Origin of the sequence: Brevibacterium sp. Mu109 (assembly GCF_900169375.1) — a bacterium.
In the GTDB taxonomy this organism is placed as follows: Bacteria; Actinomycetota; Actinomycetes; order Actinomycetales; family Brevibacteriaceae; genus Brevibacterium; species Brevibacterium yomogidense_A.
In genome coordinates, this window is record NZ_FXZF01000007.1 from 108,039 (window position 1) to 127,043 (window position 19,005).

The 19,005-nt window shown below is 67.6% G+C and carries 14 protein-coding genes; 4 read left to right on the forward strand and 10 right to left on the reverse strand.

Annotation, left to right across the window (positions count from 1 at the left end; genetic code table 11):
• Window positions 1–19: 19 nt before the first annotated feature.
• From typA to BSP109_RS06055, 5 genes are all read right to left on the reverse strand, one after another.
• Window positions 20–1,930, reverse strand: a complete 1,911-nt coding sequence (gene typA / locus BSP109_RS06035; protein ID WP_101599717.1) for a translational GTPase TypA — start codon at window positions 1,928–1,930, stop codon at window positions 20–22.
• Window positions 1,931–2,073: 143 nt separating this feature from the next.
• Window positions 2,074–3,867: an ABC transporter ATP-binding protein gene (locus BSP109_RS06040; protein ID WP_101599718.1), complete on the reverse strand. Its 1,794-nt coding sequence runs from the start codon at window positions 3,865–3,867 to the stop codon at window positions 2,074–2,076.
• Entirely contained in the window at window positions 3,867–5,012 is a 1,146-nt protein-coding gene (locus tag BSP109_RS06045; protein WP_101599719.1) for an ABC transporter permease, read from the reverse strand. Before BSP109_RS06045 ends, BSP109_RS06040 begins: the two co-directional genes overlap by 1 nt.
• Window positions 5,013–5,110: 98 nt before the next feature.
• Window positions 5,111–6,652: an ABC transporter permease gene (locus BSP109_RS06050; RefSeq protein ID WP_101599720.1), complete on the reverse strand. Its 1,542-nt coding sequence runs from the start codon at window positions 6,650–6,652 to the stop codon at window positions 5,111–5,113.
• 128 nt (window positions 6,653–6,780) lie between these two features.
• Window positions 6,781–8,625, reverse strand: coding sequence for an ABC transporter family substrate-binding protein (locus tag BSP109_RS06055; protein WP_101599721.1), 1,845 nt, complete (start codon window positions 8,623–8,625; stop codon window positions 6,781–6,783).
• Window positions 8,626–8,838: 213 nt separating this feature from the next.
• Between BSP109_RS06055 and BSP109_RS06060 the strand changes: the two genes are divergently transcribed.
• Window positions 8,839–9,498, forward strand: coding sequence for a hypothetical protein (locus BSP109_RS06060; protein ID WP_101599722.1), 660 nt, complete (start codon window positions 8,839–8,841; stop codon window positions 9,496–9,498).
• A 33-nt stretch (window positions 9,499–9,531) separates the two neighbouring features.
• Here the strand turns inward: BSP109_RS06060 and BSP109_RS06065 are convergent, their stop codons facing one another.
• Window positions 9,532–10,176 carry an MBL fold metallo-hydrolase gene (locus BSP109_RS06065; protein ID WP_087008555.1) on the reverse strand — a complete coding sequence of 215 codons (645 nt, stop codon included), beginning with the start codon at window positions 10,174–10,176 and terminating at the stop codon, window positions 9,532–9,534.
• A gap of 107 nt (window positions 10,177–10,283) precedes the next feature.
• Here BSP109_RS06065 and BSP109_RS06070 point away from each other — a divergent pair, with 107 nt between their 5' ends.
• On the forward strand, window positions 10,284–10,619 hold the full coding sequence (locus BSP109_RS06070; protein WP_101599723.1) for a multidrug efflux SMR transporter: 336 nt from the start codon (window positions 10,284–10,286) through the stop codon (window positions 10,617–10,619).
• Window position 10,620: 1 nt separating this feature from the next.
• Entirely contained in the window at window positions 10,621–11,112 is a 492-nt protein-coding gene (locus BSP109_RS17660) for a multidrug efflux SMR transporter (protein WP_257944579.1), read from the forward strand.
• Between the two features lie 120 nt (window positions 11,113–11,232).
• Here BSP109_RS17660 and BSP109_RS06080 read toward each other — a convergent pair whose 3' ends face one another.
• From BSP109_RS06080 to BSP109_RS06095, 4 genes are all read right to left on the reverse strand, one after another.
• Window positions 11,233–12,378, reverse strand: coding sequence for an NADH:flavin oxidoreductase/NADH oxidase (locus BSP109_RS06080; RefSeq protein ID WP_087008553.1), 1,146 nt, complete (start codon window positions 12,376–12,378; stop codon window positions 11,233–11,235).
• A 147-nt stretch (window positions 12,379–12,525) separates the two neighbouring features.
• The gene (locus BSP109_RS06085; protein ID WP_257944580.1) at window positions 12,526–14,292 is read right to left on the reverse strand and encodes a DASS family sodium-coupled anion symporter; all 1,767 of its coding nucleotides are present in this window, start codon (window positions 14,290–14,292) and stop codon (window positions 12,526–12,528) included.
• Window positions 14,293–14,626: 334 nt separating this feature from the next.
• Window positions 14,627–15,403 carry an alpha/beta fold hydrolase gene (locus BSP109_RS06090; protein ID WP_087008550.1) on the reverse strand — a complete coding sequence of 259 codons (777 nt, stop codon included), beginning with the start codon at window positions 15,401–15,403 and terminating at the stop codon, window positions 14,627–14,629.
• A gap of 173 nt (window positions 15,404–15,576) precedes the next feature.
• Window positions 15,577–16,206, reverse strand: a complete 630-nt coding sequence (locus tag BSP109_RS06095) for a thymidine kinase (protein ID WP_087008548.1) — start codon at window positions 16,204–16,206, stop codon at window positions 15,577–15,579.
• Between the two features lie 517 nt (window positions 16,207–16,723).
• Between BSP109_RS06095 and BSP109_RS06105 the strand changes: the two genes are divergently transcribed.
• Window positions 16,724–18,940: an NADP-dependent isocitrate dehydrogenase gene (locus tag BSP109_RS06105; RefSeq protein WP_087008546.1), complete on the forward strand. Its 2,217-nt coding sequence runs from the start codon at window positions 16,724–16,726 to the stop codon at window positions 18,938–18,940.
• Window positions 18,941–19,005 lie beyond the last annotated feature (65 nt).

A 19,005-nucleotide genomic window follows, 5' to 3' on the forward strand; every position in this document is an offset into this window, starting at 1 on the left:
CGGGTTGTCGGACGTCTCCTCAGGAATCGTTCTTGCGCATGCGCGACTGGGACTTCTGGCGTTCCTTCTGGTCCAGGATGACCTTGCGGATGCGCACCGTGCCCGGGGTGACCTCGACGCACTCGTCCTGGTTGGCGAACTCGAGGCTCTCCTCCAGTGTGAGGGTGCGCGGCGGGACGAGGTTCTCGAACGTGTCGGACGAAGCGGCACGCATGTTCGTGAGCTTCTTCTCCTTCGTGATGTTCACGTCCATGTCGTCGGAGCGGGAGTTCTCCCCGACGATCTGGCCCTCGTACACCTCGGAGGTGGGCTGGACGAAGAACGAGCCCCGCTCCTGCAGGTTGATCATCGCGAACGGCGTGACGACGCCCGCGCGGTCGGCCACGAGCGATCCGGCGGTGCGGAACTCGATCGAGCCCGCCCAGGGCGCCGTGCCCGCGGACAGCGAGTTCGCGATGCCGGTGCCGCGCGTCTCCGTGAGGAAGCGCGTGCGGAAGCCGATGAGGCCGCGCGCCGGCACCTTGAACTCCATCCGGACCCAGCCGGTGCCGTGGTTCGCCATCGTCTCCATGGAGCCCTTGCGGGAGGCCATGAGCTGCGTGACGGCGCCCAGGTGCTCTTCCGGCACGTCGATGGTCATGTGCTCCATCGGCTCATGCACCTTGCCGTCGACCATGCGGGTGACGACCTGCGGCTTGCCGACGGTGAGCTCGAAGCCCTCGCGGCGCATCTGCTCGACGAGGATCGCCAGCGCGAGCTCGCCGCGGCCCTGGACCTCCCACGAGTCGGGGCGCTCCGTGGGCAGCACCTGCAGCGAGACGTTGCCGACCAGCTCCTGGTCCAGGCGGTCCTTCACCTGACGGGCGGTGACCTTCGTGCCCTTCTCACGGCCGGCGAGCGGGGAGGTGTTGATGCCGATCGTCATCGAGATCGCCGGGTCGTCGATCGTGATGCCCGGCATGGGGCGGGGATCGTCGATGTCCGTGATCGTGTCGCCGATGCTGATCTCCGGGATGCCGGCGATCGCGACGATGTCGCCCGCCGAGGCCTGGGTCGCCGGAACGCGCTCCAGCCCCTTGGTCTCCAGCAGCTCCGAGACCTTGGCGGTGGTGGTCTGCCCGTCCGAGTGCACCCAGGCGACCTGCTGGCCCTTGTGCAGGGTGCCGCCGTAGATGCGCAGCAGGGCGAGGCGGCCCAGGAACGGGGACGCGTCGAGGTTCGTGACGTGTGCCTGGAGCACGCCGTCGTCGTTGTACGCCGGAGCGGGGATGTGCTCGAGGATCGTCTTGAAGAGGGGCTCGAGGTCCTCGCTGTCCGGGACGGAGCCGTCCGCGGGGCGTTCGAGCGAGGCCCGTCCCGCCTTCGCGGCGGCGTAGACGACCGGCACGTCGAGGACGACGTCCGCGTCGAAGTCCTCGACCTCTTCCGCGAGGTCGGAGGCCAGTCCCAGCAGCAGGTCCTGCGCCTCGTCGAGCACGTACTCGATGCGGGCGTCGGGGCGATCCGTCTTGTTGACGACGAGGATCACCGGCTTCTGGGCCGCCAGCGCCTTGCGGAGCACGAAGCGGGTCTGCGGGAGGGGGCCCTCGGAGGAATCGACGAGCAGGACGACACCGTCGACCATCGACAGTCCGCGCTCCACCTCGCCGCCGAAGTCGGCGTGGCCGGGGGTGTCGATGACGTTGATGATGATCGGTTCGTCCGTCGACGGGCCGGCGTAGGAGATGGAGGTGTTCTTCGCGAGGATCGTGATCCCCTTCTCCTTCTCCAGATCGCCGGAGTCCATGACGCGGTCGACGACGTCACCGTGATCGCCGAACACGCCGGCCTGAGTGAGCATCGCGTTGACCAGAGTCGTCTTGCCGTGGTCGACGTGCGCGACGATGGCGACGTTGCGGCGGTCGGAACGGCGGGAGGAGTGTAGCGTCATAAGCTCGCTTTCGAGTTCGTTGGCGGGGGCGCCGAAGACGATTATATGCGCCAGAGCGCCCCAACCCCGCCTGCGGTGCCCCGCGGGGCGTGGAACAGGCGGCGCTGAGGCGCTCACGAGCACGTTCGTCGGTGCTTTCCTCCTCAGCCGGCGAGGTCCTCCGAACCGGAGACGAGCAGCGCGTCACGCGCCTCGCGCCGACGGCGCTGCTCGGCCGGGTCCGGCACGGGGACGGCGGCCAGCAGCCTCTGGGTGTACGGATGGCGCGGTGCCGCCACGACATCGGCCGACGGTCCGACCTCGAGCAGGTGGCCGTGCCGCATGACGGCGATGCGGCTCGCGACCATCTCCACGACCGCGAGGTCGTGGCTGATGAACAGGCACGCGAACCCGTACTCCTCCTGCAGGTTCCTGAAGAGCGCGAGTACCTTGTCCTGAACGGATACGTCCAGTGCCGAGGTCGGCTCATCCGCGATGAGCAGGCGCGGCTTGAGCGCGAGTGCGCGGGCGATGCCGATCCGCTGTCGCTGTCCGCCGGAGAACTCGTGCGGGTACCGGTTGCGCATCGAGCTCGGCAGCTCCACCGAGTCCAGCAGCTCCTCGACCCTGCTGCTGAGGGCAGGGCCCTTGAGACCCTCGTGGAGGAACATCGGCTCGCCGATCGACTCCCCCACCGGCAGGCGCGGGTTGAGCGACGAGCCGGGGTCCTGGAACACGAACCCCACGGTCTTGCGGACGTCGCGCAGCTGCTTGTTGGTCTTGCCCGCGATCTCCACACCGCCGACGGTCAGCGAGCCCTCGACGACGGGGATGAGCCCCACTGCCGCGCGGCCGATCGTCGTCTTGCCGGAGCCCGACTCCCCCACGAGGCCCACCACCTCGCCCGGAGCGATCTGCAGGTCGATCCGCTTGGCCGCCTGGAAGGCCTTCTTCCGGCCGACGGATGGGTACTCGACCGTCGCTCCCGCCAGCTTCAGCGCGGCATTGTCGATCTGTATCCGACCGCCCGGATGCTCGTACGTATCATTCGAATCGAGCGGGATCGCTGCGAGGTCGTCGACGTACTCCAGGTTGTCCGCGCCGGAACCGAAGGCCCGCTCCTCGGAGCGCGACCCCAGGTGCGGCACGGCCGCCAGCAGCTGCTTCGTGTAGTCGTGCTGCGGGTCGGTGAAGATCTGGGTGGCGGTGCCCTCCTCGACGACCCGACCCTGCTTCATGACGAGGATGCGGTCGGCCATGTCCGCGACCACGCCCATATCGTGCGTGATGAGGATGATGCCGGCGTCGACCTTCTCCCGCAGGTCCCGCATGAGCTTGAGGATCTCCGCCTGGACCGTGACGTCCAGCGCGGTGGTCGGCTCGTCTGCGATGAGCAGGCGCGGTTCGCACGCGAGCGCCTGTGCGATCATGACGCGCTGCCGCTGGCCGCCGGACAGCTGGTGCGGGAACGAGTCGTAGCGCTCCTCCGGGTCCGGCATCTCGACCAGGCGCAGGAGTCGCAGGGCCTCCGCCTTCGCCTCGCGCGGGCCCATGACGTTGTGCACGCGCAGGGTCTCGGAAATCTGGAACCCGGCCGTGTAGACGGGGTTGAGGGCAGTCATCGGCTCCTGGAAGATCACGGAGATGTCGTTGCCCCGGACCTTCTGCATCTGGTCCTCGCGCATGCCGATGAGCTCGCGCCCGTCGAGCTGCGCGGAACCGCTCGCCCTGCCGTTCTTCGGCACCAGTCCCATGAGCGACATCGACGACTGCGACTTGCCCGAACCGGACTCGCCCACGATCGCCAGGACCTCGCCCTTGCGCACGTCGTACGTGAGGCCCTCCGCAGCGGTCATCCATTCGTCGTTGACCCAGAAGCGCACCCCCAGATCGCGCACGGAGAGGATCACGTCCTTCTGCAGCGGTTCCTCCTGCTGCGTCTCACGCTGTGTCGCCATCAGTGGCTCGCCCCCTTTCCTGTGCTGCCCGGTTCGTCCCCTGTGTCTCCCGAGTCCGGTCCGGACGCACGCGCGTCCGTGTCCGGCCTCGGCGCCGTCGCAGTGGTGGTCGACTGCGCAGCGGTCTTCTGCTGGGTGCCGCCGCGACCTGCGCGACGTTCGGCACGATTCATCTTCCGCAGCGACGGCACGGTCTTCATGCGCGGATCGAACGCGTCGCGCAGTCCGTCGCCGATGAAGTTCACGCACAGCGCGATGAGGATGATGAAGAGGCCCGCCCACCAGAACAGCCAGGGACGCGAGGCGAAGGCCGACTGGTACTCGTTGATGAGCTGGCCCAGGGACACCTGCGGTGCGCGGATGCCGAATCCGAGGAAGCTCAGTGCCGCCTCGAGCACGATCGCCTGGCTCATGAGCAGCGTGGTGTTCACGATGATGACGCCCATCGTGTTGGGCAGCATGTGCTTGGTGATGATCCGGAAGTCGCCGGCGCCGGCGACGCGGGCCGAATCGACGAACTCGCGTTCGCGCAGTGCGAGGAACTCGCCGCGGACCAGGCGCGCGAGGCTGGTCCAGAGGATCGCGCCCAGGACGACGGCCAGCGCCGGTGCCATGTAGGTGGCCGACGACAGGCCGAACAGGGAGAAGTTCGGACCGCTCACGAGCTTGCCGAGGATCGATCCGACGACGATGGTCGGCAGGATGATGAATCCGTCCGTGACCCGCATGAGGAAGGCGTCGACCCTGCCGCGGTAGTAGCCGGCGAGGGCACCGATCACGGTGCCGAGCACCAGGGCGACGACGCCGATGATCACCATGACCATGAGGGATATCTGGACGCCCTTCATGACGCGGGCGAAATTGTCACGGCCGATGGTGTCCTGGCCGAACGGGTGCTGGCCGAACGCGAACGGATCGGCGAGCGACCAGGTCGGAGCTCCGGCGGGGTTCACGATCGGTCCGGAGCTGGTGTGGTTGTGGATCCACCAGCCCGGGATCGGGCCGAAGCCCTGCGCGGAGTACGCGAAGACGGCGATCGCGGCGAGCACGATCATGCCCGCCATCGCACCCTTGTGGCCGAAGAACTTGCGCCGGACGATCGCGCCCTGACTCAGCCCCTCGGTCTCACGGCTCTCGATCGACATCGGCGCCTGGTCCGTCGACGACTGGCCTGTTGAGGGCTGTCCTGGCGACGGCTGGTCTCCCGGACGATCCGGGACTGATGTGGGAGGTGTGGTGCTCATCAGGCATTCACCCGAATCCGTGGGTCGAGGACTGCATAGAGGAAGTCTGCGACGAGGTTCGCCACGACTGCCAGCAGTCCGGTGATGACGATGTAGGCCATGATCGGGTCGAGCTCATTGCGATTCATCGAGTCGATGAAGAGCTTGCCCATCCCGGCCCATCCGAAGATCGTCTCCGTGATGACCGCGCCGCCGATCATCGTGATGATGTCGACGGGGACCACGGAGGCCAGGGGGAGCAAGGCGTTGCGCAGCGCGTGCCGCATCACGACCGTCCGCTCCGGCAGTCCCTTGGCGCGGGCCGTGCGGATGTAGTCCTGGCCCAGCACCTCGAGCATCGAACCGCGCGTGTACCGCGTGTAGGACGCGATGGAGATGAGGATGAGTGCGATCGACGGCAGCAGGAGGTGGGTGAACGAGTCGAGGTTGGTCATCCAGAAGTCACCGGACAGGTTCGGCGTCTGCGCGCCGATCGTCGCGATGGGGCGACCGTTGATCGCCGGCTCCCGGTTGTAGTCGCCCCACCCCTGGAACATCCGGTCGACGAAGACGAAGAAGCTCATGACGACGGCGACGAATGCTCCGGTGCGTGCTGACACCCACGGGTCCCGCCCGCGGAACGCGAGGCCCACTGCAAGGCCGATGCCGATGGCGACGGCCAGCAGGAGGAGCATCCACAGCCAGGACATCTCGACGTACCAGAACAGGTTCTGGAGCGGCATGTACAGGCCGATGCCGACCACCGCGACGCCGAGCGACGTCCAGAGTGCCCGTCGATTCGCGAGGCCGGTGGACAGATATGTCACGACCACGGCGGCCGCGAGGCCGGTGAGTCCGACGCCGACGATGCCGAGCGACGGGTTGTTCAGCCACCCGGTGGCGAGGATGAAGTAGACGACTGCGAACGTCACCGCCGTCGCGCCGATGAGCACGTAGAGCCGCCGCTTCCCGTCACCGCCCAGCGCACCCATCCAGATGAGACCGGAGACCACCGACAAGGTGATGATCGTGCCCCAGCCCACCACCGGATCGCCCAGGAAGTTGTTGAACTCGATGGCGCCGTACTGCTTCAGCAGCACTGCCACCCAGAACACGGGCAGCGAGTACATGAGGAAGCTGAGGAAGGTGATGAAGTAGTCGAATCCGGAGTACTGCCGGATCGCGGACACCAGTCCGATGAAGATGCCGATCAGGATGGCGAAGACGGTCGCCGCGGTGACCAGCTTGATGGTGTTGGCGATCGCGCCGGGCAGCTGGCTGGTGACGTCCTGGCCCAAATACCACGCGGTACCGAGGTCGCACATGCCGACGAGGCATCCGGACGCTCCCGCCAGCCACTGGAAGTACCTCACCACCGCCGGTGTGTCGAGGTTCAGCAGCTGCGCCCGTGATTCGTACAGCTGGCCGATGTTCGGCGCCGTGCTCTGCCGCAGATCGAAGAAGTAGTCGAGGGTGTAGTCGAGGAGCAGGTAGAGGACGAAGGTGACGACCAGCAGGACGAGCGCGGTCGAAAGAGTCCGCCTGAGGAGGAATCTGATCATTTCGCTTCACGGTTCTCTTCGGTGGGCACTCCGATGGCGGGAGCGCTGGATCGCAGCGCCCCCGCCACCGGAGGATTCCACGGGGTTTCGGTCATTCCGAGAAGCCGACGGGCGGACCCGTCAGGCGCTCAGCTGACCTGCCAGTCCCAGTAGTTCCAGAACATCGTGGGCGAGACAGTCGTGCTGGAGACGTTCTGCACACGGTCGCTGTAGATGGTCAGCTCCGGGTGCTGGAACAGCGTCACACCGAAGGCCTCGTCGACCAGGATCGTCTCGACCTCGGCGAGGATCTCCTCCTGCTTCGCCGGATCCGTCTCGGTCTGCAGCTCGTCGTAGAGCCCGTCGACCTCCTCGTTCGAGAAGCCGCCGAAGTTGTTCTGCTGACCGGTCCGGAAGTTCGCATCCGATTCGGTGACGCCCGTGGACGTCGACTGCCAGCCGAACAGCGAGGCGTCGTACGTCCCGTCGCCCATGCGGGATCCCCAGTTCACGTCGCCCTCGTTGACGATCTCGAAGCCGGCTTCCTCAGCCTGCTCCTGGATGAGAGTGAACTGCTGTTCACGGCGCGAGTTCGTGTCGTCGTACAGGAATCGCACGGTCGGGGAATCGACGCCTGCCTCCTCGAGCAGCTCAGCCGCGCCCTCGACGTCCGCTCCGGGGAACGCCTCCGCCATTCCGTTGGCCTCGACGATGCCGTCATACATGGGCGACCCCGCGACCATCGTGTACGAGTTGCGGATCTGCGCCTCACTGTTGAGGGGGGTGATGAGGGTGTCGAGGATCTGCTCGCGCGGGATCGTCTTGAGGAACGCCTGGCGGACCAGCTTGGCCGTCTCCTCATCCCCGCCGTACGACTCGGGGTCGAAGGGACCGCCGTTGTCGAACATCAGGTCGACGTGCTCGTAGGTCGCGCCGTCCTCCGTCTCGACCGTGACGCCCTCGAGCTCCTCCGCCGCGGACAGCACGTCAGCGGTCGACTGGGGCTGGATGAGGTCCATCTCACCGTTCTCCACAGCCTGCACGGCGGCCATCGGATCGCCGTTGATGCGGTAGGTCACCTGATCGACGCCCACCTCAGTCGGACCGGTGTAGTTCTCATCCGCCTCGAGCGTGAGGTGCTGGCCCTCCGCGAAGTCCGTCATCTTGTACGGGCCGTTGTGGACGAGGAGATCCGTGTCTTCGGGCATCGATGTGAAGTTGAAGCCCGTGTTCCATGTGTTCGCGATCTTCGACAGTGCGTCGGCATCCTCGTTCTCGAAGGCATCCAGCACGGCCTGCTTCGCGGCCTCCGGATCCTCTTCGCCCAGAGCCTTCTTCGCGACGATGTGCGCCGGCAGGCCGATGCCGTCCGCGCCGAGGCCGAGCTCGATCTCCCAGTCCGCGAAGGGCCTGGAGTACGCGAAGGTGACCGACTTGCCGTCCTCGGAGATCTCCGGGAACTCCTCGATCAGTGCGGCGCCGGGGCTGGCGGAGTCGAAGAAGACGTTGCCCTCGTCCTGTTCGGTGACCTCACCCTCGTCATCGCGCTCCTCGGCGACGTCCTCCTCGGACTCCGTGTTGTACTTCTGCGACTTCGCGGCCCAGTGCAGCACGATGTCCGCCGCATCCACGGGTGTGCCGTCTGACCATGTCGCGTCGTCCGCGAAGGTGTACTTCACCTCGAGCGGATCGTCGGAGACCTTCTCCACGGTGCCGAGGTTGCCGTCCTGCAGCTCGAGGTTGTCGTCGTAGTACTTGAAGTTCTCGTTCATCAGGTAGGTGACGATCGAGTTGGACACGGCGTTGCCGTTCGTGGTCTCCGTGTTCATCGACCGGAACGATTCGTTCCAGCCGACGTTGAGGACCGAGCTGCCTTCGCCGCCGCCTTCTCCTCCGCCGTCGCCGCCGTCGCTGCCGCCAGGGGGTGTGCAGCCGGACAGCACCATGGCCGCAGCTGCGAGGCCGGCACCGATGCCCAAGTAGCGCTTGTTCACTTCGTCTCCCGATCGTCATGTGGGTTCGTCATCGCCCGAGCGGCTCGAAGGGGCCTTGCGGCCCCTCCTCACACTCGCTTGAGCGATTCATGCACAGGGCATGAATTGATAGAACTCTAAGACTCTGATGTGTCACAGCACACACTGAGAGGCGGCTCACAGACCATCGTTACTCATTCGTAACTACACGTGTATGGACATACACTCGGGCGCATGGAGCATGACGACGATCACACTTCGGGACAGGAGTCCTCACCACCCGGACGCGGCAGTGGAACCCCAGGTCAGACAGGTCGCGAGAGCGGTCGGGATGGCAGTCTCGATCTGCGGACGAGCAGTGCCGCGACCATCGGCTGGGTCGCGATCGGGGCTGCGGCGGTGGTCGCGATACTCATCGTCCTGCAGGTTCCCGCGACGGCCGCTGTGAGCATGCTGGGCCTGCCGGCGTTCATCGCCGTCCTGGCGTGGACCTGCTACCTCAGGCCACGTGCGACCCTGCGGCCCGACGGGGTGCTCGTCATCAACATCGTGCGGACCTACGACGTGCCCTTCGCACGCATCGTGGACATCGACCGCCGTCTGGGCGTCACCCTCGAGACCGACTCGGGCAAGAAGATCGGCGTGTGGGCGCTGCCGAACTCCGGCCGACGCGCACGTCGCGAAGGACTGTCGCGCGGCGTCGTCGAGGAGCACACGCCCTCGGAGATCGAACGTCTCGAAGCAGCCCAGCGGGTCTGGCTCCAGGCCGACTCCCCAGCGGGGACCGGTGGCAGCGGGGAGGTCATCACGGAGGTCCGCGCCCTGCCGATCGCCCTCTGCGCGCTCACCGCCGTGTGGGCGCTGTGGGGTCTGGGGTTCAGCGCGGCGCTGTGAGCGGCGGGGCGGCGTGAGTCCAGCCGGCTCGCCTCACCAGCGGCGAGCGCGCCATTCCGCGAGGTGGGGGCGCTCCGCACCCAGGGTGGTCCCGTCACCGTGGCCGGGCAGCACCTGCGCCTCGTCGGCGAAGCGGCCGAAGACGCGCTCCTCGAGGTCGTCCATGAGGGAGTCGAAGTCCTCGTCCGACCAGGTCTTGCCGGGACCGCCGGGGAAGAGCGAGTCGCCGGAGAGGATCACGTCCTGACCGTCCTCATCCGAGAGGACGAACGCGATGGAGCCGGGAGTGTGGCCGCGCAGCGCGACGCAGGCGAAGGACAGCCCGCCCACGACCAGGACGTCCTCGTTCGCCACCGTCTCTGCGATGGGAGCGCCTGATTCCTCCGTGATCGCCTCTGCGTCGTCGACGCCCGCGATCGTGCGCTCCGTGAGTGTCTGGGCGGCGTCCTTGAGCGCGCGGACGTGGTCCCAGTGCCGGTGCGTCGTGAGGATCGCGTCGACCTCTCCCCCGCCGGCAGCGCTGATGAGCTCCTGGATCGCGGGGAGGTCATCCGCGGCGTCGACCAGCACATGGGAGTCGGCTCCCTCAGCGGTGACCAGGTAGACGTTATTCTGCATCTCCGAGACGGAGATGGATCGGATGGTGAACCCTGAGAATTCGCGCGTCGAGATGTCCATGCCATCACCCTAGGCGTTTGCTACCGTCCTGTGCAGGCGGAGGACCCCGCCGGCGGACGAGGGAGCCGTACCCGCACTCGCGACAAGACGGCCGCAGGAGGAAACTCGTGTCCCTTGTCCTTCCGCCCGCCCTCGCGTGGGCCGTGCTGATCTGCTCCGGCGCGTTCGAGACCATGTGGGCCTACGCGCTCGCCGCCGGCCACCTGCGGATGCGCAGACGCATCGTCCTGTTCCTCGTGGGGACGACCATCTCCATGGGCGGCCTCGCCCTCGCACTGGGCACCATCCCGGTGGGCACCGGCTACGCCGTGTGGGTGGGGATCGGCGCCATCACGACTCTCGCCTTCGCGATCCACCGCCGCGAGGAGTCGCTCACCTGGATCCGCGCGGTCTTCGCTGCGATCCTGCTGACCGGGGTCGTCGGCCTCCAGGCGGTGAGCTGACATGCATTGGATCCTGCTCATCCTGTCCGGCTCGCTGGAAGCCGTCTGGGCGCACGCCCTGTCGGACATTCTCGACCCCGTCAATGCGATCGTCTTCCTGCTGGGACTGACCGGTTCCGTCTGGGGCCTGCAGCGGGCGATGAAGGTCATCCCCATGGGGACCGCCTACGCCATCTGGGTGGGGGTCGGAGCCTCCGTCACCGCGATCTGGTCGGGGATCGAGGGCGAACCGTTCGGCCCGGCCAAGATCGCCTTCCTCGCGCTCATCATTGTTGGGGTCATCGGCCTGGAGCTGAGTCGGGGGAAGGGCACCGACCCAACCGGGGCCTCGGCGGCGGAGGGTTCGGCGACGGACAGTTCCGGCTCACCGGCCGGGGCCTCGGCGGCAGACGGTTCCGGCGCACCAGCCGCCTTCTCGTCGGAAGACGCAACCAAGCGCGGCCCGACCCGAGGGGACCCTGACCCCGGATCCCGCCGAGGCCTCGGCGAGTGAGTACAACCTGGTCCATTCCAGCGCTCGGGTGGACCAGGTTGCACTCACTCGATGCGAGCGGATGGACGGCTGGCGCAGCCCGCCCCGGCGCGACGCCGCCAGGGCGACCACCAGTGCGCCTCAGTGGCTCGCGCGGAAGGCGCCTCGTGTGTACTGGGCGGGGTAGGGAGCCTCGCGCCAGTCCATGCCCAGATCGAACGCGGCGCGCTGCGGCCACGCGGGGTCCCGCAGTGCGGCTCGGCCGATGAAGACGACGTCCGCGTCACCGGACACCAGCACCTGCTCCGCCTGGGTCGCCTCGGTCAGAAGTCCGACTGCTCCCGTGGTGGCGCCCGTCGCGGCGATCTCACCGGCCAGCGGCACCTGGTATCCGGGCCCCACCGGGATGTTCGCCGGCACGTTGCCGGACGATGAGACGTCGATGAGGTCGCAGCCCTCGGCGGTGAGCAACGCGGACAGCTCGGCGGCCTGCTCGACGTCGAAGCCCTGGTCCTCCCAGTCGTCCTCCGGCCATTCCGAGGCGGACAGCCGGACGAAGACGGGCATGTCCTCCCCCACCGCTTCGCGGACGGCGGCGTAAACCTCGCGCACCAGGCGGGTGCGGCCCTCGAAGTCGCCTCCGTACTCGTCCGTACGGTGGTTCGAGAGCGGCGACAGGAACGAGTGGAGGAGGTAGCCGTGCGCCCCGTGGAGCTCCACGGCGTCGAAGCCGGCGGCCACGGCTCGGCGGGCGCCGGCTGCGAAGGCGTCGACGACCTCGGCGATGTCGTCAGTCGTCATCTCTGTGGGGGTCGCGAGGCCCGGGTACTGCTCAGCGCTGGGTGCGATCGGCTGCCAGCCGCCGTCGGCCTGGGCGATGACGCCCTTGGGGCCGCCGTAGAAGTTGGGGTGCGTGCTGGCCTTGCGGCCGGCGTGGGCCAGCTGGATCGCGATGGCAGCGTCCTGCGAGTGGACGAAGTCGACGACGCGCTGCCATGCCTCGGCCTGCTCGTCGTTCCAGATGCCCGCGTCGTTCGGGGAGATCCGGCCGTCGGGATCCACTGCGGACGCCTCCGCGATGACGAGGCCGAACCCGCCCTGCGCGCGAGCGCCCAGGTGCACGAGGTGCCAGTCGGTGGGGACGCCGTCGCCCGCGAAACACGAGTACTGGCACATCGGCGGCAGCCAGACTCGGTTCTTCACCGTGAGGCTGCGCAGGGTGATGGGCTCGAACAGGCGGGGCACGGAGCCCGCGGACGGAGCCGGAACGGCAGTCGACTGTGTCATGGGACGGGAGCTCCAGGGGTCGGCGGATACGTGACGGGAGCGCTCGATGTGCCGTGGCCGGTGCGGAAGCCGCGGGCGTCCGAGCGCCCCCGTCACCGTACCCACCGCCCGGGGCGCGAGGCACGGGGTGACCGTCAGGCGGACGGCTCAGTACACGATGCCGAAGACCGCGACTGCGAGCGTCATTGTGGCCAGAGTGATGACGACGAGGGAGATCATGTTGATCCAGAACCCACCCTTCACCATCTGTCCGATGGTCACGTAGCCGGATCCGAACGCCACGGCGTTGGGCGGGGTGGCGACCGGCAGCATGAACGCGCAGGTGGCTGCGAGCGCGACCGGAACCGTCAGGATCAGCGGGTCCGCGCCGATGCCCAGCGCCACGCCGCCGACGACCGGGATGAACGTGGCCGCGGTCGCGGTGTTGGACGTGATCTCCGTGAGGAAGAGGATCGCGAACGCCAGCACAGCGACGAGGACGATGATCGGGATGCCGGAGAAGCCCTCCACCGCGTTGCCGATCGATTCGGTGAGACCCGAGCTGGTGAACTGGCCCGACAGCGCGAGTCCGCCGCCGAACAGCAGGAGGACGCCCCACGGCATGTCGACGGCTGTGTCCCAGTCGAGCAGGCGCACGCCCCGCTCGGCTCCCGCCGGGAGGATGAACAGGAGAAGCCCGACCGTCATCGCGATGCCCGCATCGGAGATGGGCGCCGGGTCGAAGATCGTGGGGATGAGGATCCACGACAGCGCGGCGAGCACGAAGACGGTGAGGACCATCCATTCGGGCCTGGACATGGGACCCAGCTTCGCGAGCTCGTCCTCGACGAGTTTCCGGCCACCGGGGATCCGCTTGACCTCCGGGCGGAAGAACACCTGTGTGAGGAGGAACCACGCGACGATCATCATGACTACGGCGATGGGCACGCCCACGAGCATCCACTGGCCGAAGCCGATCGAGATGCCGTGGTTGTCCTGGAGGTAGCCGACGAGGAACGTGTTGGGCGGAGTGCCGATGATCGTGCCGAGCGACCCGATCGACGCGGAGTAGGCGATCGCGAGCATGAGCGACGTGCCGAACTTCGACTGGAGGACCGAGCTCTTGATCGAGGATCCCGAGCTGTTGTCGGGTTCGGCGGTTCCGGTGTCTGCGGTGTCAGAGGCTGCGGTGTCTGTGTCTGCGGTCCCGGTGCTTGCGGTCCCAGCGTCTGTGCTCCCAGCGTCTGCGCCGGACTTCGCCTTCGAGCCGTCTGCCGCCGTCTCCCCCTCCGCCGCAAGAGAGCCCACGTCGCCGGAGCGCTCCATCGTCTCGTTGACGAGCAGCAGCACGGACAGGCCGATCGGGAGCATGAGCACAGCGGTCGCCGTGTTCGACACCCACATGGAGAGGAAGCCGGTGGAGATCATGAACCCGGCGATCATGAGGTTCGTGCGATCGCCCATCACGCGCAGGACGAACAGCGCGATCCGGCGGTGGAGGTTCCACTTCTGCATGGACAGCGCGATGAGGAACCCGCCCATGAAGAGGAAGATCGTGTCCGCGCCGTAGCTGCCGCCCACCTCGGACAGGTCGACGCCGTTGAAGATCGGGAAGACCACCAGCGGGACGAGAGCGGTGGCGGGAATGGGGATCGCCTCGGTCATCCACCAGATGCCCATGAGTGCGGCGGTGGCGGCGGTGACCTTCGCCTCGGGAGCCATGGACCCCGGCAGCACGGTGAACATGAGGAGAGCGGCGACGAGGCCGGCGGCGAACCCGGCCCAGCGGATCGTCATCGTCCTCTTCGGGAGCCCCGGTTCTTTGAAGCCGGGCGAGATGATCCGACCGTCCGCGCTGCCTGCCGTGTACCGGGGCCTGCCGGAACTGGCCGCAGTGCGGGTTGTGGGGTCGGGCCGCCGTTGTGTGCCAGCCATCGTCGGTCTCCTTGCCGTCTTGGCGTCTTGCCATCGCGCCGTCGTGCCGTCGGACGAGGCCCCGTTGCCGGCGAGACAGACCAAGGCTGATCGCCGGCCCGGGGCGCGGGGTGTGCGGCGGTCAGCCTACGCAATCCGGGGGCAGACTGCGAGGGTCGGATCAGCATGGACGGTCAGCGGCGAGAGTCAGCCGCGGGGGCTCGCTGCGGGGGTCGGCTGCGGGGGTCAGCTGCGAGGGTCAGGTGCGGCGGCCCGCAGTGGGTGTCAGGTCAAGTGCGGGCCGCAGCGGGTGTCAGGTCGAGTGTCAGAACGAAAGCGGCCCGCAGGACCGGCGTCAGTCGTCGGAGGACGCGAAGAACTCCATCAGGTGGTCGGAGACGAGATCCGGGTGCTCCACGAGCGGCAGGTGTGCAGAATCCGGCACGACCGCGAAGCGGGAGCCGTCGACCTGCTCGTGGAGCTCGCGCATCGCCTCGGGCGTGTTCCCCGGGTCCTGGGAACCGGCGAGGAAGAGCACCGGGGTGGTGATCTCGCCGACTCGGGAGCGGATGTCGTAGCGGGCCAGCGCACCGCAGCAGTCGATGTACCCCTCCGGATCCGTCTGCGCGAGCTGTTCGAGGACGATGGGGCCCGACGAGTCGTCCTCATCGAGGAAGCCCGCGGCGAACCAGCGACCGGCCGTGTCCGGGACGAGCGGGCGGAGACTTCCGGCCTCGCGCACCTCGCGGATCCTCTCATCCCAGCGCTCTGCTCCCCCGAAGAAGGCTCCGGTGCACAGCGCGGCGACTCCGCGCAGACGGTCGGGGGCGCGCAGGGCCAGGGTGAGGGCGATCGCGCCGGAGATCGACACCCCTGCGAAGCCGAAGGTCTTCGCGCCGTATGAATCCGCGATGGCGACAATCTCATCGGCGAGGTCGTCGATGGTCACGTTCGGCATGCGCTGGCTCTGGCCGTGGCCGGGGAGGTCGACGGTCACGACGCGGTAGTCGTCCGCGAGGCGGTAGGCCACGCCCGCCCACTGCGAGCCGTGCGTGCCGAGCGAGGGTCCGAGGATCAGGAGGGGCGCGGTGGGATCGGCGTCGTTGATGAGGGTGTGAGCGAGAGTGGGCATGAGCGGTCCCTTCCAACGGATACGGGTCGCTCCCACCCTATCCAGGCGCGACGGACTGCGGCAGTGGTGCGCGCGGTCGTTCTGCGGATCATGTGCGACGGGGATGGTGGCCGGGGCAGACACCGTGACCGGGACTGACGCCGTGACCGGGGCCGAGGCCGAGGCCCGCCCCGTCAGCGGAGGCGTCCGCCGGACTCCCGCAGATAGCACGCGGGGCACAGGGACTCGTATGTCACGTCCTGTCCGTCGATGGCGACCTGATCGCCTGCGAAGACGAAGCGGCCGTCGATCTTGCGTCCGTTGAACATCGCCTTGCTGCCGCAGCGGCAGATCGTCTTGAGCTCCTCGAGCGTGTGCGCGGTCTCCAGCAGGCGACCGGAGCCGGGGAACGCCCGCGTGCGGAAGTCGGTGCGGATCCCGTAGGCCATGACCGGGACGCGGAAGTCCACGGCGACGCGCATGAGGCCGTCGACCTGCGCCGGGTCGAGGAACTGCGCCTCATCGATGAGCAGGCAGCTCACCGGCAGGCCCGGATCGTCGAGCGTCTCGATGAGCGCGTCATGGTCGACGCGCTCCACCGCGTCCTTGAAGAGCTGTTCGACGTCGTCGTCCGGCTCGATGAGGAAGTCCACTCTGCGCGAGACGCCCAGGCGGGACACGATGAGGTCATCGCCCTTCGTGTCGATCAGCGGCTTCGCCAGCAGCACTCGCTGACCGCGCTCCTCGTAGTTGAACGCCGCCTGCAGCAGAGCGGTCGACTTGCCGGAGTTCATCGCCCCGTATCGGAAGTACAGCTTCGCCATCCGGCTCCGGCCCTCGTTTCACCCGCGGAATCACATACGTCTTCGGCATCTACGGCATCTACGGCATCAGCGGCATCGGTGGCCCGACCGCGCGTACCTCCCGGCGCAGCGACCGCCCTCGTGGACGACCGCGGACCGGGACACCGGAATAGTAGCGCCTCGCCACAGCCCCTCCACACCCACCAGCCCCTCCACACCCACCAGCCTCTCCACACCTACCAGCCCCTCCACAACTACCAGCCCTTCCACACCTACCAACTTTCATCAGACCGCATAGGAAAGAAGTTGTGCGGCCTGATGAATGGTGGTGGCTCGCGGCTACAGGTTCACGGCAGCAGGCTCGCGGCAGCAGTACGGTCGCCCGGCACGGTGCCCGCGATGACCTCCCCGCCCGATGACCGCGAAGGCCTCCTCGCCCGGTGTGGCGGGGTGCACGTGGACAGCCGATGCCAGTCCGCAGGGGTACCGATAGACTCGGGACGATAAAACCCCGACCGAAAAACGGAGATGCTCTTTCATGGCAAAGATCATGTACACGCGCACGGACGAGGCTCCGCTGCTGGCCACGTATTCGCTGAAGCCGATCGTCGAAGCGTTCGCCCGCACAGCAGGAGTCGAGGTCGAGACCCGCGATATCTCGCTGGCCGGCCGCATCCTCTCGCAGTTCCCGGAGCGGCTCACCGACTCCCAGCGCAAGGATGATGCGCTGAAGGAGCTGGGCGATCTGGCGAAGACCCCCGGCGCAAACATCATCAAGCTGCCGAACATCTCCGCCTCCGTCCCGCAGCTCAAGGCGGCAGTCGCAGAGCTCCAGTCGCAGGGCTTCGACCTCCCGGACTACCCGGAGGATCCGCAGACCGATGAGGAGAAGGACGTCCGCAGCCGCTTTGACGCGGTGAAGGGCTCCGCCGTCAACCCGGTGCTGCGCGAGGGCAACTCGGACCGCCGCGCGCCCAAGGCGATCAAGCAGTTCGCGAAGAAGTACCCGCACTCGATGGGCGAGTGGGCGAACGATTCGAAGACCTCGGTCGCGACGATGAGCTCGGACGACTTCGCGTCGAACGAGAAGTCGGTCGTCTCCCCCGCAGAGGACACCTTCACCGTCCGCTTCACGCCTGCCGACGGCGAGGCACGCGAGCTCAAGTCGTTCCCCGTGCTCGCCGGCGAGGTCGTCGACGGCACGTTCATGAACGCCGCCGCCCTGGACGCGTTCCTCAAGGAGCAGATCGCAGAGGCCAAGAAGACCGGAGTCCTCTTCTCCGTGCACCTCAAGGCCACCATGATGAAGGTGTCCGACCCGGTCCTGTTCGGCTACGTCGTGCGCGCCTTCCTGCCCGAGGTCTTCGCGACCTACGGTGAGCAGCTCGCCGCCGCCGGTCTGTCCGCCGACGACGGCCTCGGCGCCATCCTGTCCGGCCTCGACGCACTGGACGGCGACACGGCCGCCGGTGTGAAGGCCGCGATCGACAAGGGCATCGACGAGGGCCCGGCGCTCGCGATGGTCGACTCCTCGAAGGGCATCACGAACCTCCACGTCCCCAGCGACGTGATCGTCGACGCCTCCATGCCCGCGATGATCCGCGTGGGTGGCAAGATGTGGGGCGCGGACGACGCCACCCACGACACCCTCGCCGTCATCCCGGACTCCTCCTACGCCGGCGTCTTCCAGGCCGTCATCGAGGACTGCAGGGCCAACGGCGCCTTCGACCCGACAACGATGGGCTCCGTCCCGAACGTCGGCCTCATGGCGCAGAAGGCGGAGGAGTACGGCTCGCACGACAAGACGTTCGTCCTGGACGCCGACGGCACCGTCGAGGTCGTCAACGGGGCGGGCGAGGTCGTCATGAGCCACGCCGTCTCCGCAGGTGACATCTGGCGCGCCTGCCAGACGAAGGACATCCCGATCCGCGACTGGGTCCGCCTCGCCGTCGAGCGTGCGCGCCTGTCCGGAACGCCTGCCGTGTTCTGGCTGGACGAGAACCGCGCACACGACGCGCAGCTCATCGCGAAGGTCAAGGAGTACCTGGCCGACCACGACACCGATGGCCTGGACATCCGCATCATGTCGCCGATCGAGGCCACCAAGCTGTCCGTCGAGCGGATCCGCCGCGGCGAGGACACGATCTCCGTGACCGGCAACGTCCTGCGCGACTACAACACGGACCTCTTCCCGATCCTCGAGCTGGGGACCTCGGCGAAGATGCTGTCCGTCGTGCCGCTGATCGCCGGCGGCGGACTGTTCGAGACGGGCGCGGGCGGCTCCGCTCCGAAGCACGTCCAGCAGCTCGTCGAGGAGAACCACCTCCGCTGGGATTCCATGGGCGAGTTCTTCGCGATCGCGGAATCGTTCCGCCACTTCCAGAACAAGGAGGGCAACGACCGTGCGGGCGTGCTCGCCTCGACGCTGGATGACGCGACCGCGACCTTCCTCGAGGAGAACAAGTCGCCGTCGCGCAAGGTGAACGAGATCGACAACCGCGGCAGCCACTTCTACCTCACGCTCTTCTGGGCCGAGGAGCTCGCGAAGCAGACCGACGACCAGCCGCTGGCCGACGCGATCGCACCGATCGCCAAGGCGCTGCGCGAGAACGAGGACGCCATCGCGCGCGAACTCCTCTCCGTGCAGGGCAGCGAGGTCGACCTGGGTGGGTACTACAACCCGTCCAACGAGAAGGCCGACGCAGTCATGCGCCCGTCGAAGACGCTCAACGAGATCATCGACCAGCTGGCCTGATGGCCTGAGGGCCTGATGGTCAGTCGGCCTGATGCGTCAGCCGGTCTGAGAGTTCAGCCGACCTG